Raw genomic sequence first — 22,278 nt, 5'->3', positions numbered from 1 at the left:
CCGTAACACCCGTTTTGATCAGCTTCGTGGCGTCGGAATCGGCGTCTTCCGCGAGGCAGGCGGCACCGTCGTCGGCGTCCGCGACGCGCCCGTCGCCGCGTCCACGATGCGCACGTCGAGCCCGAGCGCGTCCTTCAACATTCCGCACTTCGCCGCGACGGTCCACTCTTCGAGCGACCGGTCCTCCGTGCCCGAGAGCTCGAGCACCAGCGTGTCGCCCTCGATACGCCCGCTGACGCCGGCGACCTTGGCCCGGTGCTCCCGATCGAGCGCGTCCGCGACCCGCAGGATCGCGGCCATCGCCTTGACCTTCGCCCGATCCTCGCGCGAGAGCGCGCGGAAGTTCTCGTGGTCGAGCTGCGGCGGGCTCTTTCGGTGGTACCGCGCCACGTTGGCCACGATCTCGCGCTCCGCGGGCGAGAGGCCCATCAGGTCGGCGTGCACGATGAGGTAGTAGCTGTGCTTGTGGTGGCCCTCGTACCGCACGAAGTCGCCAACGTCGTGCAGGAGCGACGCCGCATGGAGGAGGATGCGGTCGCGCGGGCTCATGCGGTGGCGCGCGGAGAGCTCGTCGAAGAGGCGCGTCGCGAAGCGCGCCACGAGCATGCCGTGCGCCTCGTCGAAGTGGTAGCGGCGCCCGAGCCGGAGGCACGCCTCGCTCACCGCGGCCGCCTCGCCGCCGAAATCACGCGGCACGAAGTGCTGGCGCGCGAGGTCCACGAGCACGCCTTCCTTGAGCCCTACGCCCGGCGCCGTGATCGACTCCCGCCCGAAGGCCTCAGCGACCCGGCAGAGCACGGTCGCCGCAGGGACGATCGTGTCGGCGCGATCGGGCCGGAGGCCATACGCGATCACGCGCTCGTCCACGCTCTTCGCCGAGAGATCGTCGAGCAGCCGGCGCATCGCGCGGACCTCGATCGCGCGTCCCTCGGGGAAGGCGATCGGCATCGGGCAGAGGTCGGCGAGGGTCTCGATGTTGCCGCCCGTGCCGATGACGACGTCGACGGGCCCGTCGGAGGCGTCCTCGATCTCGCGGAAGGCGTCGGCACAGACGCGGTCGACGTACTCTTCGAGGAGCTTTCTGTGGCCCATGTCGATCGGCCCGCGTCCTTCGAGGAACGCTTCGAGCAAGCGGACGGTCCCGACGGGCAAGGAGCGCGAGTAGACGGGGAGGCGGCCTTCGAGCAGCGTGAGCTCCGTCGAGCCGCCGCCGATGTCGACGAGGAGCGAGCGACGCTGGCTCATGGGGATGCGCTCGACGACGGCGAGCTGCACGAGGCGCGCCTCCTCGACGCCCTCGATGATCTCCACGTGCACGCGGCTCTCGCGCTCGGCGCGCTCGACGAAGAGGTCGCCGTTTTGCGCCTCACGCGCGGCGCTCGTGGCGACGGCTCGGTAGCGCTCGACCTTCGCCGCGTCCATGGCCGCGCGGAAGCGCTTCAGCGCCTCGCAGGCCGCGCCGATGACGCCGTTTTCGAGGCGACCTTTCGTGAAGACGTCGTGCCCGAGCCGCACCGGCGCGCGGTCGACGAGCACGTCGCGGAAGGGGTAAAACCGTGGTCCGTCATCCGTGAGCAGAGGCGGGTCCACGTCGACCACGCGAAGCCGGATGGCGTTGGACCCGATGTCGATCGCCGCGAGGCGAGCCATGGCGGGAGAAGTAGCGGAGCGCGGCCTGGTTGGCTACTCTCATGGCGCTCATGGCTACCGTCTTGCGAACCCTCTTGCCGATTGTCGCGGCCGCCGCCCTCGGTACGGCCGCCCTCGGATGCGGACCCGAGCCGGTCCGCGCGCCGAACCCCACGAGGACCCTCGATGAGCGCCGCGCGCTCGAGGTCATCCGCCGCGCCGTCGCCCAGGAAGGCGTGCAGCCCGCGCCAGCCCGCGACGTCGAGCTGCGTAGCGGCAAGGCGTTACGCGTCGACGTGAGCATCGACGGCCACGAGTACGGGATCGCGTACATCTCCGACGAGGATCTCGACAAGCTCAGCGACTCCATCAAGCCGCCGAACGGAGCGGACGAGAAACTCCGGCTCGAGCGCGTCGGCCCCGAAGGCGAGGTCCGCATCGTGCTGCTCTACCAGGCGAACTACCGCTACGACGACCTCGCCGGCGAGTCCCACGAGCTCACGACGATCACCGCCGAGCGCACGCTCACGCGTGACGTGCGCGACTTCATCACGTACGCCAAGACCAAGAAGTTCAAGTGAGCCTCGGCGACAAGATCTCCACGCTGGTGCAGAACGAGTCCGAGCGCGCTGCGGGGCCGCGGCGCGCGCTCCTCGTGGCGAGCACTGCGCTGCTCGTCGGGCTCGGGCTCGTGGGGCTGCGCCCGAGCGACCCGAACGATACGAACCTCATCGACCTGGGCATGGTCCTGACGCTGCTGGCGCTCTTCCTCCTCATCGGCGCCATTCATACGTACGGCCGCCTCGGACCCGACGAAGGCGAAAAGGGCAGCCAGGGCGGCTGACGCTCGACGGGCTTGCGAAGAAAGCGCGCTTGGACCAGCATCGCGCGCATGCATCGTCCCAGCCGCCAGCACCAGCACCTGCTCGAGAAGATCGCCCGCAAGGAGTCCCGCGCCAAGGTGAACAACCGCAAGCCCGGTACGCGCCTGAAGCAGTGGAAGAAGTGGGCCGAGGCCTACAAGGCCCTCGCCGCGCAGGCGTAGTCTTCGCGAGAAATACGCTTCCTTCCCGCATTCATCCCCACCGCATCGTCGCGAGGCCGTTGCAACGAGGTCACTCGTCGTTGCACCCTCGCGGCCGATGCGCGCCTTGCTTCACGGCGGCCTCCTCGCCCTCGGGCTGACCCTCGCCGGCTGCGCCGGATCCTGGGGATCACCCGAGCGAAATCCGCGCGCCTCCACGACCCCCTCGCCGAGCTTCGCCGCGCTCGTCGCGAGCCCGAGCGACTTCGACGCCGAGCCGCGCGAGGTCCCGGCCGCGCTCGCCGAAGCGGATCTCGACTTCGCGCTCGACGTCTTCGCCGACGCGTACGCTGCGCCCGAGGGCCACGCGCCCCTGCCGCCGCGCGCGCGTATCGACGAAACACGCCGCGTGATCCGGAGCCGCGCGACCTGGTCGCCGTTCGAGTTCGCGACGCTCTTGCGTGATCTGCTCCGCGCCGACGATGGGCACCTCGCCTTCGGTTACGGCGGCGAACGGCCGCTTCGCCTCGACGCATTGCCGGCTCCGCCCGCGCCGCCGGTGATCGCAGCTCCACCCGTGGAGCTCGTCGAAGGCGAGGTCCCCGTCCTCGTGGTGCGCACCTTCGAGACGGCCGCGGCGGAGGCGCTCGCGACGTTGCCGCGCCTCGCCGAGCGCCTCCGCGTGGCGCCTGCTTTCGTCGTGGATCTGCGCGGCAACCGCGGCGGAAACTATACCTTCGCCGAGCGCTTCCTGCGCGCGCTCGCGCACGGGCCGATCCACGCGCTCGGCACGCGGGAGGTCCAGTCCGTGACGGCGGCGCTCGGACGCGTGAACGCCGCGAAGAGGCGCCTCGCGCGGGGTGACGTGCCGCCCGCCGCGCGCGGGATGTTCCTCGAACACATCACGCGGCTCGAAGGGCTCGCCGCGGACCTCGCCGCGCGCGGGGAGGGACGTATCGAGATCGTCCGCAAAGGCGAGATCCTGCAAGGCACCGCGCCCGCGCCGCTCGTGGGTCGCGGCGTGGTGCTCGTCGATCGCGGCTGCGCCTCGGCGTGCGAGATGTTCGTCGCGCTGGCGCGACAAATCCCGGGGCTGCTCGTCGCGGGCGAGCGCACGCGTGGCAGCATGGCGGTCGGCGAGGTCGCGTCGTTCGTGCTCCCGCGCTCGCGCCTCGTGGTCACGCTCGGCACGCGCGCCATCGTGGATCCGCTCGGCGACTTCGACGAGACACGTGGGTTCGTCCCCGATCTCGATCTCGCTGGGCCGGGCACGCTCATCGAGGCGCGACACGTGGCCTCGTTCGCGCCCGCCTCCGCGTGGGCGGCGGCAAAGGCGGGAACGAAAAAGCCGCGTTGACCTCCTGGGTGCCTCACGTATTCTCCGTTTTTGCGCGTGCGGGCAGCACCACGCGCGAGGGCGGGAGGCATCGGCATGCGCAAGGCGAAGGCGAACAGGACGAAGGGAGCTCCACGTGCGTTCGCGGCGGCGCTTCTCGTCGCGGTAGGTGTCTCCTCGCAGCTCGCCAGCGCGCAAGCGCCGCCGCCTCCGCCGCCGCCGTCCGCATCGCCGGACACGTCGGCGCCGCCGCCTCCGCCTCCGCCGGGCTATGAGCCTGCAGCTCCGCAGGTCGCGCCGCTGCCGCCGCCGGGATATGCGCCGCCGCCCGGGTACCCGCAGGGCTATCCGCAAGGGTATCCGCCGCCGGGGTACGCGCCGCCGCCCGGATATCCGCAGGGGTATCCGCCGCCGGGGTACGCGCCGCCGGGGTACGGGCAGCCGCCTCCTGGGTACGGGCCGAACAGCTATGGATACGGCCCGCCCGGATCCGCGCTCCCCGCGACGCTCCCGTACGAGGAAGGGGATCCGATCCCGCCCGGCTACCGCGTCGACAGCCGCATTCGCAAGGGCCTCGTCGTCGGCGGCGCCGTGACGTTCGGCGTGCCCTGGTTCTTCTCCGCCATGATCGCCTCGATCGGCGACAGCCTCTCGCGCAGCTCGGATCTCTGGCCGCTTTACATCCCGGCCCTCGGGCCCTTCATCGCGATGGGCACCCTCGAAACCGAGGGCCCGGGGACCTTCTGGCTCGCGGTCGACGGGCTCGCGCAATCGGGCGGCATCGCGATGCTCATCGCGGGCATCGTCGCCCAGGAAAAGCGGCTCGTCCGATCCACCGAGAACGACACCTCCATGACCGTGATGCCTCTCCGGTTCGGCCCGCACGGAGCGGGCCTGGGCCTCGTGGGGACGATGTGACGACGCGACGAACGATCTGCTCTTTCGGCACCGCGCTGACAATCCTTGGAGCTGCAAGCATCTCCCTGGCGCAGGGCGCGCCTCCGCCTCCGCCGCCGGGCGCCGCGGCGCCGCAGCAGCCGCCGCCGGGCGTGATGCCGCAGCAGCCTCCGCCGCCGATGGGCGCGGCGCCGCCGGGGTACCCGCCGCCGATGGGCGCGGCGCCGCCGGGGTATCCGCCGCGCAGCTCCTATCCGCCGCCGCCGATCTTCGGGCCTTCGCGCTTGCCGTACAAGGAAGGGGATCCGATCCCGCTTGGCTACGGCATCGAGACGCGGCCGCGGTACAAGATGGCGACCGCGGGCATCGCGACGTTCGCGCCGCTCTACGGCATGTCGGTCCTCTTCGCGGGCTCCTTCGCCGGCAACGAGGGCGTGGCCTCCGGCTACTACACGCCGCTCTTCATCCCGGTCATCGGTCCTTTCGTTGCGATCGGCTCCTCCGACGCCGAGAGCATCGGCATCTTCATGCTCATGCTCGACGGCCTCGGGCAGGCCACGGGCGCCGCGCTCTTCGTGGCGGGCATGCTCTCCGACGAGACGTTCGTCTCGCGCACCCCGACCGCATTCGATCCGCGCCCCGAGGTCATGGTCGGCCCGCGGGCCGCGACGCTCCGGTGGCATTTCTGAGCCGTGGATCGACGATGAAAGGAGCTCCGTCGATGAACAACTCCAAGCGCACGTCGATCCCGGGCCTCGCGCGCCGCCTCGCGTCGCTCGCCGCGCTCTCGCTGGGCCTCGCCTCCACGCTCCCCGCGAGCGCGCAGCCGGCCCCCGCCGCGCCGCCTACGCCGCCGTCGACCACGACTGCCGCGCCCTTGCCTCCGCCTCCTCCGGCGCCGACGACGGAGGGCGCGGCGCCGACCGAGGAGCAACCGACGCCCAAGCCCAAACGGAGGACGCCGAAGCTCAGCAACGAGACCTGGGACAGCCCGCAACAGCCTCCGATGTGGGCCCCGATCGACGACCCGCGCCTGCCCGTCTTGCCTCGCCGCATCGACTACGAAGAGGGCGACATCCTTCTGCCGGGCTACGAGCTCAAGACGCGGGCGACGCGGAGCCTCGTCGTCGCCGGGCTCGTCACCTTCGCCGTACCGTACGGCCTGTCCGCGCTCGTCGGCGCCGCCTACGCCTTCGACGACGGCGACCGCGACGCCGAGAGCTTCGGCCCGCTGCTCGTCCCCGTCTTCGGCCCGTTCATCTCGCTAGGCATCGAGAATGCGCGTGATTCGGAATTCCCGAACCCGCGCAGCACCGAGGACGACGTCTTCACGTTCTTCATGCTCCTCAACGGCTTCACGCAGATGACCGGCGCCGCCATGTTCGCCGCCGGCATCCTCGTGCCCGAGAAGTACCTCGAGCGCGCGAAGGCGCTCCCGGGCAAGCCGGAGCTGTTCGTGGGCGGTAGCTCAGCCGCCGTGCGGTTCCACTTCTGAGAGGGTGTTCCCCAGGCTGCTGCGCGGCTCGATGCGTCGGTCGGCCTCGCTCGACGTACAGAGTACGCCTCGCTCGGTCTCCCTAGCCTCGAGCCGCTCGCGACGCCTGTGGAACACCCTCGGAGCGCCGCGCCGCCTCACGGGGCGGCGGCGACCATCCACGACCAGTCGAGCGGCGACCCCACCTCGGCTGCGGCGCCTTGGCCCCGCACGCGGAGCACGCCGCGACGCGGGTTCGCCGACAGATGCCGCAGGATCCAGAACACCGTCTCCGGATCGTCGCTGCCCGCCGCCGCCGCGATCTCCGCGAGCGAGAGCGACGTCCCCGCCTTCGCGCGGAGCGCGGCGAGCACGCGCTGTTCGAGATCGATCACCGCCTGCGCCGCCTTCTTGCCCGCCTCCACGCCCGGCTGGTGGTACGCGTTGATGTCCACGAGCTCCGCGTAGATCCCCACGGCCCGCTCGTAGAGCGCGATGAGCGCGCCGAGCGACGTCGCGTCGAGCGCCTCCAGCGTGATCGTGATCGACGCGCGCCCTCGCTCGTCGAGCGCGCGCCGCGTGCCTTGCAAGAACCCCGAGAGGTAATCGCCCGACGTCACGTCCGGCTCCACGGAGAGATCCCCTCGCTGCGGCGCGCGATCGAGCAACACTTCGAGGAACGTCACGAAGAAGTTGTCGACCCCGTCGCGGAGCTGCTGCACGTACGCGTGTTGATCCGTCGAGCCCTTGTTGCCGTAGACGCTGATCCCCTGCCAGACCTCGCGCCCGTGCCGATCGAGCCGCTTGCCGAGCGACTCCATCACGAGCTGCTGCGCGTACCGGCTGAAGAGCTCGAGCCGGTCCTTGTACGGCAAGAGCACCATGTCCTTCTTGCCCGCGCCGCCCGTCGCCGACAGCCACGCCGCTGCGAGCTGCGCCGCCGGATTCCGCTTCGTCACGCGCGACCGCGTCACCTCGTCCATCGCGCGCGCGCCGCGCAGCATGTCCTCCACGTCGAGCCCTTGCAGCGCCGCCGGCAAGAGGCCCACCGCGCTGAGCTCGCTCGTCCGCCCGCCGACCCAGTCCCACATCGGGAACCGATCGAGAAACCCGCGCGCCACGGCGTGCTTGTCGAGCTCGCTGCCCTCGCCCGTCACCACCACCGCGTGCTTCGCGAAGTCGAGCCCGAGCCGCGCGTAGGCTGCCTCGGCTTCGAGCATCCCGTTGCGCGTCTCCTTCGTACCGCCCGACTTCGAGATGACGACCGCGAGCGTCCCGGGGAGCGCGTCGCCGATCGCGTCGAGGGTGCGATCGAATCCGTCGGGATCGGTGTTGTCGAAGAACCAGACGCGCATGCGATCCGCGGGCGACGTGAGCGCGGCGGAGACGAGCTGGGGCCCGAGTGCCGAGCCGCCGATGCCGATGAGCAACACGTCGCGGAAGCGGCTCGCGCGCTCGGGGCGGATGCGCGCGGCGTGCACGTCCTCTGCGAACGTGAGCACGCGTCCGAGCGTCGTGGTGATCGCGTCGCGGATCGACGGATCCGGCGCGAGCTCGGGCGCCCGGAGCCAGTAGTGACCCACCATGCGCCCCTCGTCGGGGTTCGCGACCGCGCCGCGTTCGAGCGCTGCCATCGCCTCGTAGGCCGCCTGGAGCCGCGGCTCGAGCCCGTCGAGGAAGTCCGCCGCCCACCGGATCCGGCTCGTGTCCAGCCAGAAGCCGAGGCGCTCGTCGTGAAACAGGTGCGCGCGAAACCGATCGAGCCCGTCGTTCATTGTCGTACAATCCCCGTCGGTGGCACCGGGCCGGGCTCGTCCCCGGCCGTCCCCACTTCGTCGTGGGTACGTATGTAGCGCACCCTGGGGCTTGGGCGCCCGCTCCACGGGTGGTCTCTCTGGTTTCCAGCTATACGCGCTCCGAAAAAACTGCGCTGGCGGCGACACCGATCCCGCGTTATTTCCCTGCCGCCCCAATGCCACCCATGCAGCTTGATTTCGGCATCAACGCAGGGTTCGTCGAAGAGCTCTACGCGCAATACCTGGAGAATCCCGAGAAGGTCGACCCGAGCTGGAGGACCTTCTTCGAGGGACGACGAGGTCCGTCCCAGACAGCCGCCCCGGTGGTTCGAGCGCCCGTGCAGGTCGCTCCGCCGGCGGCGTCGCCCGTGACGTCCCCCGCGCCGCTCGCGGAGCCGCCGCGCTACACGAACGGTGGAGCCGCGCCCGCGCAGGCGAGCCTGTTTACGCAGGAGCCGGCGCGCCGGCAGCGCCGTTCGTCGCCGCCGCCCCCGCCGCCGCGCGTGCCGGGCTTCGATTTCATCTCCTCCGAGCAGGAGATGATGTCGACCGCGGCGACCCGCGCGCGCGTCTACCAGCTCGTCAACGCGTACCGCGTGCGAGGCCACCTCTTCGCGCACATCGATCCGCTCGGTTTGCCGCCGCCCGCGCCGCCCGAGCTCAACCTCGACAACTTCGACCTCAGCGAAGCGGACCTCGACCAGCCCTTCCCCACGGTCGACCTCGCCGGGCTGCCCGCGATCTCCACGCTCCGCGAGATCATGAACCGCCTGGAGGAAACGTACTGCCGCTCGATCGGCGTCGAGTTCACGCACATCGAGGATCCGGACCAGCGCGTTTGGCTCCAGCGTCGCATGGAGGCGACGAAGAACCGCCTCGAGCTCAGCCGCGACAAGCAGCTCCGCATCCTGACGAAGCTCTCCGACGCCGAGATCTTCGAGCAGTTCATCCACCGGAGCTACGAGGCCGGCACGAAGCGCTTCTCGCTCGAAGGCGGCGAGGCGCTGATCCCGCTGCTCGACCTCCTCATCGAGCGCGCCGGCGCCGAGGGCGTCGACGAGATCGTCTTCGGCATGGCGCACCGCGGCCGCCTCAACGTGCTCTCGAACATCCTCGAAAAGAGCCCGCGCGAGATCTTCGCGCACTTCGAGGACAAAGATCCCGAGCGGTACGTCGGCGCGGGCGACGTGAAGTACCACCTCGGCTACTCGAACGACCGCATCACGGAGTCGGGCCACAAGGTCCACCTCACGCTCACGTTCAACCCGAGCCACCTCGAGTTCGTGAACCCTGTGGTCGAGGGCCGCGTCCGCGCCAAGCAGGACCGCATCGGCGCCGGCTCCCCTGACGCCGCGCGCAAGGTCATGCCCTTGCTCATCCACGGCGACGCCGCGTTCATCGGCCAGGGCATCGTCCCCGAGACGCTCAACATGAGCAACCTCGAGGGCTACCGGACCGGTGGCACGATTCACGTGATCGTGAACAACCAGGTCGGGTTCACGACGAACCCGAGCGAGTCGCGCTCCACGCGGTACGCGTCCGACATCACGCGCATGCTGAAGGTCCCCGTCTTCCACGTGAACGGCGAGGATCCGGAGGCTGTCGCGCAAGTCGCGCTGCTCGCGAGCGAGTGGCGCCAGCGCTTCGGCCTGGATGTCGTGATCGACATGTACTGCTACCGCCGCTACGGCCACAACGAGGGCGACGAGCCGCGCTACACGCAGCCGCGGATGTACGCCGTCATCGACAAGAAGCCGACCGTCCGGCAGATGTACGTGAAGCGCCTGGTCGCGATGGGCCAGGTGAGCGAAGAGAAGGCCGAGGAGATCCTCGTCCGCCGCCGCGAGGCGCTCAACGTCGCGCTGCAAGAGGTCAAGCAGAAGGGCTTCGCACCGGTCACGTACGCGATGGCCGGCGTGTGGTCGAGCTACCGCGGCGGCCGCGACGCGGCCACGCCCGAGGTGCCGACGGGCGTGCCCGCCGACAAGCTCATCGACCTCTCGCGCCGCCTCCTCGAGCTGCCGGGCGACTTCAAGGTGCACCCGAAGGTCATGCCCATCCTGAAGGCGCGCCACGACCGCCTCGTGAAGGGCGAGCCCTTCGACTGGGGCACGGGCGAGATGCTCGCGTACGCCTCGCTCCTCTCCGAGAAGACGCCCGTGCGCATCTCGGGCCAGGACGTGCGCCGCGGGACGTTCAGCCATCGCCACGCGGTCGTCGTCGACATCGAGACGGGCGAGAGCTTCGCCCCGCTCTCGCGTGTCGCGGAGGGCCCCGCGCGCCTCGACATCCACAACAGCCCCCTCAGCGAGGCGGGCGTGCTCGGCTTCGAGTTCGGCTACGCGCTCGACTACCCCGACGCGCTCGTCATCTGGGAGGCGCAGTTCGGCGACTTCCTCAACGGCGCGCAGGTCATCGTCGACCAGTTCATCACGTCGAGCGAGGACAAGTGGCACAGGCTCTCGGGCCTCGTCCTCTTCCTCCCGCACGGCTACGAGGGCCAGGGCCCGGAGCACTCGAGCGCGCGTATGGAGCGCTTCCTCCAGAACAGCGCCGAGGACAACATCCAGGTCTGCAACCTGACGACGCCGGCCCAGCTCTTCCACGTGCTGCGCCGCCAGGTCCTTCGCCCGTGGCGCAAGCCGCTCATCATCGCCACGCCGAAGAGCCTGCTCCGCGTCGCCACCACGGCCAAGGGCCCGCGCCCCGTCTCCACGATCGACGACCTCGCGAACGGCCGATTCCAGCGCGCGATCGGCGACGACGTGGTCGATCCTTCGGAGGTGAAAAAGATCCTGCTCTGCTCGGGCAAGGTCTACTACGACCTCGCCGTGACGCGGGAGCAGCGCGGCCTCAAGGACGTGGCCATCGTGCGGCTCGAGCAGCTCTTCCCGCTGAACCGCGAGCTCACCGACGTGCTCGCGAATTACAAGGAAGGCACGAAGCTCGTGTGGGTCCAGGAGGAGCCGATCAACTACGGCGCCTGGTACTACATCAACGCGGTGCTTCCCCAGTTCCTCGGCGGACGCTTCCCGCTCTCCGTCGTGGGTCGTCAGCCGAGCGCGAGCCCCGCGACTGGGTCGAAGGCGAGCCACAACCTGGAGCAGAAGCGGCTCATGGACGAAGCGTTCGCCTGACCGCTCGGCCGATCGGGCCATGGTAACCTCCGTGTGCACGCAACCACGTGCGCACGGAGGTTTTTTCATGCTTCGCGTCCTCACCGGATTGTCCACGCTCCTGCTCCTCTCCCTCCTCGGCTGCGCGTCCGACGTCAGCGGCGGAGGCTCTCCGTCCGGCGGTGATGCCGGCGCGGGCGGCACCACCGGCAACGGCACGGGCGGCGCCGGCAGCTCCGGCGGGAGCGACGGCGGTGGCAGCTCCGGCACGACCGGCGGCGGCGGGAGCGGCGGCAGCGCGTCCGACCTCACCTGCGCCGAGATCGAGGTGGAGCTCCCGAAGGAGCAGGCGGCGATCATGAGCTGCACGGCCGACGCCCAGTGTGGCCAGGAGCTCAAGGGCACGAGCTGCGGCTGCACGCGCAACCTCGTCGCCCGCCTCGACGCGGACACCACGCGCTTCTACGAGCTGCTCACGACGAGCCAGGAGCTCCAATGCGACGACTCCGTCGGCTCCACCTGCGATTGCCCGAACGCGGAGGGGTTCGTCTGCAAGAACGGCTTCTGCGCCTGGAACTACGTCCCCTAGAACATCGATCGGTTTGCAACCGCTCGATGTTCTAGGTCTTTTGTCCCGAGGGGGACGCCTCGCGTCCCCCTCTCGCCCGGGCAAAGCCCGGTCGATTCACCCCCCCGAGGCGAGCTCGCTTCGCGATCTCGCAGAACGCCGAACGGGTCGGCGCTCTAGCTCAAGCGTCCGCTGCGCCCTCGGCGAACCGCACCGCGTACACCGGCGGCAGGTGATTCGAGATCGTCTGCCATGAATCCCCGCCGTCCTCGCTGAGCCACAAGGACCCCGTCGTCGTCCCGAACGCCAGCACGTTCCCCGTGCCGTCGACGTCGAGGCCGTGGCGGTACGTCAAATCAAACGCGTTCCCTTGGGGCAAACCTCGTTCGAGCACCGTGAAGCTCGCCCCGCCGTCGCGCGTCCGCGCCACCACCACCTTCCCGTCGACCGGGACCCGCTGCTCGTCCTTCTTCGCGGGCACCACCCACGCCGTCTCTGGATCCCGCGGGTGCACGGCCATCGTGAAGCCGAACTTGCTTGGCTTCACCGACGTCACCTCGCGCCAGGTTTTTCCTCCGTTCGTCGAGCGGAAGAGCCCGTTGTGGTGCTGTGTCCAGAGCGCATCGGGTTGCGCGGCGCAGGCCACGAGGCGGTGCGGGTCCTGGATGCCTGGATCGCCTCGACGCTCGGGCGGCATGTATTCGGCGTACATCCCCTCGGTCCGCGTCTCCCACGTCGCTCCGTCGTCCGTCGAGCGCCACACGCCCCCGCAGGAGATCCCCACCGTCACCCCGCCGCGATCCACGCAGATCGAGTGGATCCCTGGCCAATCGTAGCCGCCGCCGAACCAGCCCTTGCGGGTCGGGTGATCCCATAACGACTGCACGAGATCCCATGACTGCCCGTGGTCCTTCGAGCGGAACAGGCCCCCCGGGATCGTCCCGCACCAGAGATGCCCCGGCTCCTGCTCGCGACCGGCTTCCAGGCTCCACAAGAGCTCCACCCGCTGCGGCCATTCGCGCCCGTCCGGCGTCTTGTCCGGCTCGGCTCCTTCGGGCAGCGGCGGATAGGCGGGCGCCGTGATCTCCTCCCACGTCGCGCCCTCGTCCCGCGAGCGCCGGAGCTTCACCCCGAAATGCCCCAGCGCGAGTGCTGCATAAAGTGTCCCATCGCGCGGATCCGGCAGCACCATCGAAACGTTGTCACCGAGGAACGAGACCTCGCTGCTCGTCCATCCCGAAGGCTTTCGATCGAGACGGAAAAGCCCTTTGCGCGTCGCCACGAACAACCTGCTCGACATGGCCTCTAACCCCCGGAAAGCGCTTGCATCACGTAGATCACCGAGCCCTCGCTCACCCTGTCTCCGAGGCTCGTTCGATCTGTCGTCTGCTGACCGTCGACGAAGATGACCACGTGCTTGCGGACGACGCCCTGCTCGTCGAGGACGTACCCTCGCACGGCCGGCTCGGCTGCGAAATACACGTCGAGGGCCTCGCGGACGGTGCGCCCGTCGACGTCGCGCGCCGGGCAGGGGACGTGCCTCGCGATATGCGGGGTGAACGTGACGCGTGGCATGCGGCGAGAAGCCTCGCGGACCAGGCGCGAGTTTGTCAAGGCCAGGTTTTCCTCGTTGGGAGGAATTTCCCTCCCCTCCATCAGGGACTCTCTGACTTGCCTGTACAGAGGTAGCCACCTCCGTGGTCTCCGGAATGAAATCCGTCCCGTGAGATACTACTTACGTGTGATTGCTTTTTGACGCTGAGCCGTTGGAACATCGCAGCATGGGAAATCCCCCGCACGACCACGCCGGCGATCGTGAGAGACGAGAGCCAGGCAAACACGAGTCCGGATTGTTCCTGGCCGAACGGGGGGGCCGCGTGCGGGAAGAAGGCGAAGGCGGCGAGGAAGGGAACGCCCTGCGCGAGAGCGAGGAGCGCTTTCGCCTGGCGACCGAGGCCATCCGCGGCACGGCCTACGACTGGGATTTCCTGACGAACCACGTCTGGCGCTCCGGGGGCCTGGTCGAGATGCTCGGCTACCGGCCCGAGGAGGTCCCGGCCACCGACGCCTGGTGGCGAGGCCGCATCCACCCCGACGACCTTTCCTGTTTCTCCGGCCGCACCACGATCCGCAACCGCAACCAGCCCGTCGTCGACGCCGAGTACCGCGTCCGTCACCGGGACGGCCGCTGGGTCTGGGTGTGGGACCACGCCCGGCTGGTCCACGACGAGAGCGGCACGCCCGTCCGCCTCGTCGGCTGCATCATCAGCATCGACGCTCGCAAGCGCGCCGAGCAGGCCCTCGGCGAGAGCGAGGCGCGCTTCCGCGCCATGGCCGACACCGTGCCCGAGATCCTCTTCACGGCGCTGCCCGACGGCCGCGGCGAGTACATGAACCAGCGCATGCACGAGTACGCGGGGATGCGCCCCGGCTCGGACGACGACGTCGCCTGGATGCAATGGATCCACCCGGACGACCTCCCCGCCGTCCACGCCCACCTGGCCGAGGCGATGACGGCCGAGCGCGCTTCTGCCGAGCCCCTCGCCGTGGAGCTCCGCATGCGGGGCAAGGACGGCTCGTACCGCTGGTTCTGCGCGAGCACGCGGCCGATCCGCGACGCCCAGGGCGCCATCACGAAATGGTTCGGCGCCGCGGCCGACGTGCACGACCTCAAGGCCGCGCAGCAAGCCCTGCGCGACAGCGAGGCGCACCTCCGGCTCGCGACCGAGGCCGGCGGCGTCGGGACGTTCTCCTTCGATTTGTTGGAGCGCCAAGCATTTTGCTCGGCGACCACCCGCACGCTGCTCGGCCTGCCGGCGGACGTGGTCTTCCAGCGGAGGCTGCTTTTATCGTGCGTGCACCCGGACGATCGACAGGAGGTCAACCGCGCGACGCGCTGCGCCTTCGAGGCTGAGGCGCCCTGCCGCTCGCAGTTCCGCATCCTGCGCGGCGGCCAGGAGGTGCGCTGGATCGAGCTCATGGCGCACGTGCGCAGGGACGGCGAGGGCAAACCCGCGGCGCTCTATGGCGCGCTGATCGACGTGACCGAGCGCAAGCGGCTCGAAGAAGAGCGCGACGCCCTGCTCGACAGCGAGCGGGCCGCGCGGCGCGACGCCGAGCGGGCGAACCGCCTCAAGGACGAGTTCCTCGCCATCGTCTCGCACGAGCTCCGCGCGCCGCTCCACGCCATCGTCGGCTGGGCCGAGCTCCTTCGCCGGGGCGCGCTCTCGGAAGATGGCACGAGCAAGGCGATCGACGTGATCGAGCGCAACGCTTCCCTGCTCGGCCGGCTGATGGGCGACATGCTCGACATGGAGCGCATCCGCGCCGGCAAGCTCAAGCTCGACAGGAGCCTCTGCGACCTCTCCCGCACGGTCGACGTCGCCCTCGAGACCATGCGCCCGATGGCGAACGAGCGGCAGATCAAGCTCGCGCGCACGGACGACCTCACGGCCGTGAACGTGCTCGGCGACCCGGCGCGCCTCCAGCAGATCGTGTGCAACCTCCTGAGCAACGCCATCAAGTTCAGCGCCCCCGGCGGCACCACCGAGGTCTCGCTCGCGTGCGCGGGCCCCCGCGTGACGCTCACCGTGCGCGACGATGGCCTCGGCATCCGGCCCGACATGCTGCTGCACGTCTTCGATCGGTTCCGGCAGGCGGACGCCTCGTCGGCGCGACGGGAAGGCGGGCTCGGCCTCGGGCTCTCGATCGTGAAGGACCTCGTGGGGCTGCACGGCGGCTCGGTGCGGGCCGAGAGCGAGGGGATCGGCCGCGGCGCGACGCTGCGCGTGGAGCTACCGCTCGCGCCGGAGGACGGCACGGCGCCGCCCGAGCCGCGCGCCGAAGGCCGCTCCCTCGAAGGGCTCCACGTCCTCGTGGTCGACGACGAACAAGGCGCGCGGGAGGTCCTTTCGCGCCTGCTCCTGGAGGAGGGCGCCGAGACGCGGATGGCGTCGAGCGCAGCGGAGGCGCTGTGCGTGATCGCGTCCGGCTGGCCCTCCTTGGTGCTGAGCGAGCTTGCTTTGCCCGGCGAGGACGGGTTTCACCTCGTCCGCGCCGTGCGCAGCGGGACACACGCCCCGTCGATCCCGGTCGTCGCCGTGACGGCCTTCACCCGTGACGCCGACCGCGACCGCGCCTTGCGCGCGGGCTTCGACGGCCACGTGGGCAAACCCGTCGAGCCGCAGCGGCTCTTCGAAGAACTCTCCCGGATCCTCGGACCGGTCGGGCCTACCAGCGGTGGTACGCCGGATGCCCCTCTTTCACCGCGACGAACGTCCCGCGACACGTCGCCGTGATCTTCCCGCCGGCCTCCAGCGTCGCCTCGATCACGCACCGATCCTCGGCCACGTCGGCGACCCGCGCCCGGAGCAGCACGCGCTCGAGCGGCGTCGGTCGCTTCAGCTTCACGTGGAAATCGGCCGTCACCGTGCAGGGCGGTTTGTCGAGGCCGCCCCGCTCCATCAGGTGATGCGCCGCCGTCCAGTTCGAATGGCAATCGAGGAGCGCGCCGATGATCCCGCCATTGAGCATGCCCGGGAACGCCTGGTGGTACGGCTCGGGCACCCACGTGGCGACGACCTCGTCCCCTTCCACGTGGCTCTTGATCCGCAGCCCCTTCTCGTTCGCCGGCCCGCAGCCGAAGCAGCAGCTCTGCGGCGCGTAGCGGTCTTGCAAGCTTTGCTGATCCATCTTCCTTCCCTCACGCGATGGTCATGCCGCCATCCACCACGATCGTCTGCCCCGTCAGGAACGACGCCGCGTCGGAGGCGAGGTAGAGCGCCGCGCCGGCGATCTCGTCCGGCTGCCCGTACCTCCCGAGCGGCGTCCGCCCCACGACCCGATCGACGATATCCTTGTTCTGCACGAGCGCCGCGGCGAACCGCGTATCCACGAGGCCCGGCGCGATCGCGTTGACGCGGATCCCGCTCGAACCGAGCTCGACCGCCATCGTCTGCGTCATCGACATCACCGCGGCCTTCGTCGTCCCGTACATGCCCTGGAGCGGCGCCCCCATCAGGCCCGCCACGCTCGCCACGTTCACGATCGCCCCCGGCGCGTTGCGATCGACGAGGTGCCGGACGAGCTCACGCGACGTGTAGAAATAGCCCTTCAGGTTGACCTCGATCGTCTTGTCGAACGCCGCGTCTTCGACGGTCATGAACGGGCCGAAATGAAGGTTCGTCGCGGCGTTGTTGACGAGCACGTCCACCTTCCCGAACGCCGCCACCACCTGCTGGAACAGCCGCTGCACGTCGTCAGGCTTGCCCGTGTGGCACGTGAACGCCAGAGCGGTCACGCCCTCCTTGCGCAGCCGCTCGACCGCCCCGTCGAGCCCTTCCTTTTTCCTCGACGCGATCGCCACCTTCGCCCCGCTCTGCCCGAGCGCCTTGGCGATCGACTCGCCGATCCCTCGGCTGCCACCGGTCACGATCGCGACCTTGCCCTCGACGTTGATCCAGCTCTTCATTTTGCGGCGGCATCCTCTCGAATTCGCGACGCTTTGCCAAGCCGGGTTTTTGCTACGTGGCGCCCAAGCAGGCTCTGCGCGTGTGCACTCGAAGCCTGCTCGTTCGTGATCCACGGCCGGCCCTGCTCGTTGCGACGGGAACATGCTGCTCGTCCACCGCCTGGCACGTACGCTGCTCCACCCCTCGCGCGGGCGGCGCTCGATTCCAGCGCCCGAAGCCAGGGGGAATGAAACCATGACACGAACGATGGGAATCGCGGTCGCGACCTTCGCGCTCGCCGCGGCGAGCGCCGGCACGGCCTCGGCGCAAACCGTGATGCGCGAAGCCGAAATGGAGCGGCGCGGCCAGATCGGCGCTCCGCTCAACGCTTTCGAGATCCAGCTCGATTCGGGGTACAACCAGGCGTTTGGCCCGTCCGTACCCGCGACCCGGGGCGAGCGAGCGACGAGCCTCGGCGCCGCGGCCTCGGCGCGGGCCTCGGCCTCCACTACCGCGCGAATCCGTACTCCTCGGTCGGTATCAACGGTAGTTACAACATGCAAAACCTCGCGCGTGGCGCGGAGCTCCGCGGCGCCACGGTGGGCATCGACGGCGTCTTCCACGCGAGCCCCTACTCGCGCCTCGACCCGTGGGTCTCGGTCGGCGCCGGCTATCGCATGCTCTGGGATCAGCCCACCGGCCGGAACAACGACACGTTCGTCCACGGCTTTCAGCTCGCGAAGGCCAAGATCGGCGTCGACATCCGCGTGAGCGAGAGCGTCGCGCTCGCGCCGACGATCGGCGGCGACCTCAGCATGTACCTCTGGCGCAACCCCGAGGGCCGCGCCGCGACGCAGATGGTCGACACGCCGCGCCTCAACGCCTACGTCTTCGCGGGCATCGCGGGACGCTTCGACGCCGGCGGCGGGCGCGCTCGCCCGGTGACGATCGTGGGACGCCGGTAAAACCAGCACGCGTGACCACGCGTGTGAGGGGGCGGGCCAGGTGCCTGCCCCCTCGTTTCATTCGTGCCTGGCAAGACGCCCCGGACGGCGGTATGTGCCGGAGCAGCCGATGAAGCTCTTCGTGCTGCTCGCGATCCTCACGGATTGCCGCCGCGACACCCTGAACAGCCCCGACGCGCTCCGCGCCGCGCTCGACGCTGCCGTCGCGGCGGGTCCCTTCACTGGGCTCGGGACGCTCGTCGTCCCGTTCTCGCCGCAGGGCGTCACGGCTTGTGCTGTCGTCGGCGAGAGCCACATCGCGCTGCACACGTGGCCCGAGGAGGGCAGGATCTTCATCGACGTCGCCTCGTGCAGCACGAAGCAGAGCGTCGAGCGCGCGCTCGATGCGATCCGCGCCGTGTTCCCCGAGGGAAAACTCGCCGTGCTTGATGAGCGTGTGCTCGACGGTGGCGTGATCTCCAGCGTTGCCCGGTGACACGCGGGCCTTGCGGTCGCCATACAGGCCGCGTAAAACCGCGTCCCGATGGCGACCAACGTCGAGCAACAGCCCGCGGAACAGCCGTGGTCGGGACCCAAGTCGAAGAAGCAGATCCTCGGCCATCCGGCCGGCCTCTTCGTGCTCTTCACCACGGAGATGTGGGAGCGGTTCTCCTACTACGGCATGCGCGGCCTGCTGAAGCTGTACCTGGTGAACTACCTGTTCGTCACGTATCGCCAGCGCTTCCAGGGCCAGGCGTACGACGCGACAGGCAACCCGGGGGACGTGTTCGGCTGGAGCTTCATCCGCGGCCTCTTGCCCGACGTCGATCCTGCGACGCTCACGCAGTGCGTGAACGAGAAGGTCGGGCTGCTCGTCCAGGGTGATCCGACGAAAAACATCGCGCCGATGGCCGCGGACATGGCGCAATCCGTCGCGCAGCAGACCTGCGCGATGCAGCCCGTCGCGTCGGCCATTTACGGCTGGTACACCGGCCTCGTGTACCTGACGCCGCTCTTCGGCGGCTTCATGGCCGATCGCTACCTCGGCCAGAAGCGCTCCGTGTTCCTCGGCGGCGCGCTCATGGCGCTCGGACAGTTCGTGCTCTTCAGCGCCGAGAACCTGTTTTTCCTCGGCCTGCTCCTCCTCATCATCGGCAACGGGTTCTTCAAGCCGAACATCTCGACCCAGGTCGGGAACCTCTACCCGCCGGGCGACAAGCGCCGCGACGGCGCGTACACGATCTTCTACATGGGCATCAACCTGGGTGCGTTCCTGACGAACCTCGTCTGCGGCACCCTCGCCCAGAACAACGGCTGGCGGTACGGCTTCCTCGCGGCGGGCATCGGCATGGTGCTCGGCCTGGTCATCCAGTTCTTCTTCGGGCCGAGCACGCTCGCGCCCGACACGCTCAAGAAGCGCGAGGGCAAGAAGGGCGAAGCCCCGGTCGTGGTGAAGGAAGAAAACGAGGGGCAACGCATGGGCGCCCTCGTCATCCTCTGCGCGCTGAACATCGTCTTCTGGGCCGTCTACGAGCAGCAGGGCAACACGATGCAGACCTGGGCCGACGAGAAGACCGTCTGGCCCGTGATCTTCGGCTTCCAGGTCCCCTCGACCTGGTTCCAATCGTTCAACCCCTTCTTCATCTTCCTCTTCGCGCCAATCCTCGACCGCATCTGGACCGCGCAGGCGAAGGCCGGCAAGGAGATGTCGAGCGTCACGAAGATGGCCGTCGGCTGCATCATCCTCGGGCTCTCGTTCATCGTGATGGTCGGGGGCGCGCAGGTGATCGGCGGCGGCAAAGGCAGCGTGCTCTGGCCGGTCGTCTGCACGGCGTTGCTCACGATCGGCGAGCTTTACCTGTCGCCAATCGGCCTCTCGCTCGTGACGAAGGTCTCGCCGGTGCGATTCGTGTCGATGATGATGGGCATGTGGTTCATGTCGAGCTTCTTCGGCAACATCCTGAGCGGCTACATCGGCATCCTCTACACGAAGTGGTCGCCGACGAACTTCTTCCTCCTGCTCATGGCCCTCGGCGTCGCCGCCGGTCTCGCAATCGCGGCGTTCAACAAGCCGCTCCGCAAGGCAATGGGCAACCACTGAGCTCGCGCCGGGAAGCGTAGCGCCGGGGCGCCGCCCCGGACCCCGCGGGGGGCTGTCCGCCCCCTCGACCCCGGACCAGCCAGGGGCTGGACCCAGGGTTGAAAAACTGCGCGGAGCGCAGTTTTTCAAACAGGCCGACGAAGAACCCAGGTTGCCAGCAGAACCCGCAGCGCGGCTGTCTTGGTTGGCAGGGTCGCTGCCGGTCTTGACCAGGCCTGCACGAAGCCGAGGGGTGCATGCACGGGTCGGCCTTGTGCCTTCGTGACGGCCACGTCTGCCGCGGCGGAGTGAGGGTGTGCCGTCACACGTCGGCGCGCTGCATTCCTGCGGTCGGCGCGTGCCTTCATGGGGTCGACGTGTGCCGTCACACGTCGAGGGGCTGCCTTGGGGGGGAGCGAGCGTGCCTTCGCGGGGAGAGGGTGTGCCTTCCCACGTGGATGGCGTGCCGTGGCGGGGTGGAGGGATGCATCCGCGGGGGAGGGGCTTGCCGCGCCAGGGCGGGGGCGTGCAATCTCTTGTCCCCGCGTCGAGGCTTGTTGCAGAACGGATCGCCAGGAAGAACGCGGGCCCGCGCATAGCACCACGGGGGTGGCTTGGGAGGCCTTGCGCAAACGGAAGGCACTTCCATGGCCTGGTTGTCGAACCGCTTTGTTCGGTTTTGGCTCCTCGTGCTCGTCGCGTTTGGCGTTTCGGCATGGCTCCTCGGGTGCGCCGCGACAGGCGCGCATACGCAGGCGTGGGCGCAGACGATGCCGAACGGAATGCGCTTGTTCCGCATATGCCGGCGCCATCCCCACGTCGACCCGAATGCGCGTTATTGGTATGACGCGGGGGACGGGACGCCTCGAACGACGTTCCTGTCGCTCGACGAGCTTTTGCAGGGCCGCGAGGCCAAGGCGGTCTTTCTTCTTGATACACAAGCGCCGTCGGAGAGCCGGAAATTATTAGGAATTGCGTTCCAGCATCTCCCCTGCGAAAAGCCGCCGCCGCCCCCGCCGGAGAAGGTCGCGGCGAAGGAGAAGGAGGACGGAGAACAGAAGGACGAGGCCCATCGTGCCGAGCCGCCGATGTCGCGGCCGAAACCGCTACCGCGACCGATTGCGAGACCGCCGGAGCGGTGCGCGGCGTATCGGGAGCCAGGCCAGACGCGGCAACGCGGCGGCGCGGGTTCACGTACGTGCACGAGGATCCTGGTCAAGCGGCCCGGCGAGGAACCGGCCGTCGCGGAGAGCCGACCGCGCCCGGTCGAGGCGCCCGTGCCCATCGATCCGAGTCAGGTGCCCCCGGGCGAAGTACGAGTCTATGAGGACTGGAGGCAAACCCCGGAGGAGACCGCGTTGCTTGGCCGAGCCCAGGAGTGCCTCACGGGCGCTTGCCATGCCCGGCACAAGAACTTCCAGCCGAAGGGCGGGAAGAAGTCCGCCGGGAAACACCATGGGCAGTCGTTGTCAATGGGGAGTGGGAGCGGTGGGGGAGCGGGCGCGCCACGGCCCGCGCCGAAGTCGACGGTCAAGACGACGACGAAGACGACGGTCGCGAAGCCGAACGGCGCGGCGGCGGGGCAGGCGGGGTCGACGGGGAGCGGGAAGGGTGGCGGAGTGCGTCTGCAAGAGCCACCGCGAGGATCCGCGGGAGGACCCAATGCAGGAAAGCCGTTCACGCATCGTCAGAAGGTCGAAACCCAGGCCGAGAATGCGGCGGGCCATGGCGGCCAGACACGATGCACCAACTGCGGACAGTCGACCGTGCCTGCCCAACAGAGTCGCAAAGGGGTCACGCCGCCGCGGAACGAATCGCAGACGGACCATATCATCCCAAAAGCAAAGGGCGGAAATAACTCCCCCGAGAATGGTCAAGTACTCTGCCGAGGCTGCAATCTCAAGAAGGGCGATCGGTACCCATGAACGAAGTGTGCGCACCAATTCAAGAGAGGTTGCTCGATG

At 69.3% G+C, this 22,278-nt stretch carries 20 protein-coding genes; 14 read left to right on the top strand and 6 right to left on the bottom strand.

Going from position 1 to position 22,278, the window contains the following annotated elements; all coding sequences use genetic code 11:
* Positions 1–18: 18 nt before the first annotated feature.
* Positions 19–1,650, bottom strand: coding sequence for a Ppx/GppA phosphatase family protein (locus POL67_RS40290; RefSeq protein WP_271926193.1), 1,632 nt, complete (start codon positions 1,648–1,650; stop codon positions 19–21).
* A 50-nt stretch (positions 1,651–1,700) separates the two neighbouring features.
* Here POL67_RS40290 and POL67_RS40285 point away from each other — a divergent pair, with 50 nt between their 5' ends.
* From POL67_RS40285 to POL67_RS40255, 7 genes are all read left to right on the top strand, one after another.
* Entirely contained in the window at positions 1,701–2,210 is a 510-nt protein-coding gene (locus tag POL67_RS40285; protein WP_271926192.1) for a hypothetical protein, read from the top strand.
* Positions 2,207–2,473 carry a hypothetical protein gene (locus POL67_RS40280; RefSeq protein WP_271926191.1) on the top strand — a complete coding sequence of 89 codons (267 nt, stop codon included), beginning with the start codon at positions 2,207–2,209 and terminating at the stop codon, positions 2,471–2,473. The genes POL67_RS40285 and POL67_RS40280 overlap by 4 nt, the downstream gene beginning before the upstream one ends.
* A gap of 48 nt (positions 2,474–2,521) precedes the next feature.
* The gene (locus POL67_RS40275; RefSeq protein ID WP_271926189.1) at positions 2,522–2,674 is read left to right on the top strand and encodes a hypothetical protein; all 153 of its coding nucleotides are present in this window, start codon (positions 2,522–2,524) and stop codon (positions 2,672–2,674) included.
* A 97-nt stretch (positions 2,675–2,771) separates the two neighbouring features.
* Positions 2,772–4,010, top strand: a complete 1,239-nt coding sequence (locus POL67_RS40270; RefSeq protein WP_271926187.1) for a S41 family peptidase — start codon at positions 2,772–2,774, stop codon at positions 4,008–4,010.
* Positions 4,011–4,085: 75 nt separating this feature from the next.
* The gene (locus POL67_RS40265) at positions 4,086–4,907 is read left to right on the top strand and encodes a hypothetical protein (protein ID WP_271926186.1); all 822 of its coding nucleotides are present in this window, start codon (positions 4,086–4,088) and stop codon (positions 4,905–4,907) included.
* Positions 4,904–5,575 (top strand): hypothetical protein, encoded by a 672-nt coding sequence (locus POL67_RS40260; protein ID WP_271926184.1) that lies wholly within the window; start codon positions 4,904–4,906, stop codon positions 5,573–5,575. The genes POL67_RS40265 and POL67_RS40260 overlap by 4 nt, the downstream gene beginning before the upstream one ends.
* Before the next feature lie 32 nt (positions 5,576–5,607).
* Entirely contained in the window at positions 5,608–6,381 is a 774-nt protein-coding gene (locus tag POL67_RS40255; RefSeq protein WP_271926182.1) for a hypothetical protein, read from the top strand.
* Between the two features lie 137 nt (positions 6,382–6,518).
* Here the strand turns inward: POL67_RS40255 and POL67_RS40250 are convergent, their stop codons facing one another.
* Positions 6,519–8,135: a glucose-6-phosphate isomerase gene (locus POL67_RS40250; RefSeq protein ID WP_271926180.1), complete on the bottom strand. Its 1,617-nt coding sequence runs from the start codon at positions 8,133–8,135 to the stop codon at positions 6,519–6,521.
* Between the two features lie 206 nt (positions 8,136–8,341).
* On the opposite strand from POL67_RS40250, the gene POL67_RS40245 reads away from it, so the two are divergent.
* A complete protein-coding gene (locus POL67_RS40245) occupies positions 8,342–11,293 on the top strand; it encodes a 2-oxoglutarate dehydrogenase E1 component (protein ID WP_271926178.1) in 2,952 nt (983 codons plus the stop codon).
* 67 nt (positions 11,294–11,360) lie between these two features.
* Positions 11,361–11,861, top strand: a complete 501-nt coding sequence (locus tag POL67_RS40240; RefSeq protein ID WP_271926176.1) for a hypothetical protein — start codon at positions 11,361–11,363, stop codon at positions 11,859–11,861.
* Between the two features lie 160 nt (positions 11,862–12,021).
* Here POL67_RS40240 and POL67_RS40235 read toward each other — a convergent pair whose 3' ends face one another.
* On the bottom strand, positions 12,022–13,140 hold the full coding sequence (locus tag POL67_RS40235) for a WD40/YVTN/BNR-like repeat-containing protein (protein ID WP_271926174.1): 1,119 nt from the start codon (positions 13,138–13,140) through the stop codon (positions 12,022–12,024).
* A 5-nt stretch (positions 13,141–13,145) separates the two neighbouring features.
* The gene (locus tag POL67_RS40230) at positions 13,146–13,454 is read right to left on the bottom strand and encodes a MoaD/ThiS family protein (protein WP_271926173.1); all 309 of its coding nucleotides are present in this window, start codon (positions 13,452–13,454) and stop codon (positions 13,146–13,148) included.
* A 263-nt stretch (positions 13,455–13,717) separates the two neighbouring features.
* Here POL67_RS40230 and POL67_RS40225 point away from each other — a divergent pair, with 263 nt between their 5' ends.
* Positions 13,718–16,138, top strand: coding sequence for a PAS domain-containing protein (locus tag POL67_RS40225; RefSeq protein WP_271926171.1), 2,421 nt, complete (start codon positions 13,718–13,720; stop codon positions 16,136–16,138).
* Here POL67_RS40225 and POL67_RS40220 read toward each other — a convergent pair.
* Entirely contained in the window at positions 16,071–16,532 is a 462-nt protein-coding gene (locus POL67_RS40220; RefSeq protein ID WP_271926168.1) for a PaaI family thioesterase, read from the bottom strand. The two genes, POL67_RS40225 and POL67_RS40220, sit on opposite strands and share 68 nt — an antisense overlap.
* Positions 16,533–16,542: 10 nt before the next feature.
* Positions 16,543–17,310 (bottom strand): glucose 1-dehydrogenase, encoded by a 768-nt coding sequence (locus POL67_RS40215; protein WP_271926167.1) that lies wholly within the window; start codon positions 17,308–17,310, stop codon positions 16,543–16,545.
* 537 nt (positions 17,311–17,847) lie between these two features.
* On the opposite strand from POL67_RS40215, the gene POL67_RS40210 reads away from it, so the two are divergent.
* The 4 genes from POL67_RS40210 to POL67_RS40195 all read left to right on the top strand — a co-directional run bounded on the left by POL67_RS40210 (position 17,848) and on the right by POL67_RS40195 (position 22,239).
* Complete coding sequence (locus tag POL67_RS40210; protein WP_271926166.1) at positions 17,848–18,255, top strand: hypothetical protein; 408 nt, start codon at positions 17,848–17,850, stop codon at positions 18,253–18,255.
* A gap of 109 nt (positions 18,256–18,364) precedes the next feature.
* On the top strand, positions 18,365–18,730 hold the full coding sequence (locus POL67_RS40205) for an S-adenosylmethionine decarboxylase family protein (RefSeq protein ID WP_271926164.1): 366 nt from the start codon (positions 18,365–18,367) through the stop codon (positions 18,728–18,730).
* 48 nt (positions 18,731–18,778) lie between these two features.
* Positions 18,779–20,335 (top strand): peptide MFS transporter, encoded by a 1,557-nt coding sequence (locus POL67_RS40200; RefSeq protein WP_271926161.1) that lies wholly within the window; start codon positions 18,779–18,781, stop codon positions 20,333–20,335.
* Positions 20,336–20,961: 626 nt separating this feature from the next.
* Positions 20,962–22,239, top strand: a complete 1,278-nt coding sequence (locus tag POL67_RS40195) for an HNH endonuclease (RefSeq protein WP_271926159.1) — start codon at positions 20,962–20,964, stop codon at positions 22,237–22,239.
* The last annotated feature ends 39 nt before the right edge of the window (positions 22,240–22,278 follow it).

It is taken from the genome of Polyangium mundeleinium, from assembly GCF_028369105.1.
GTDB classification, from domain to species: Bacteria; Myxococcota_A; Polyangia; order Polyangiales; family Polyangiaceae; genus Polyangium; species Polyangium mundeleinium.
The sequence above is the reverse complement of the archived record's forward strand: the minus strand, read 5'-3'. Positions and strand labels throughout refer to the sequence as shown.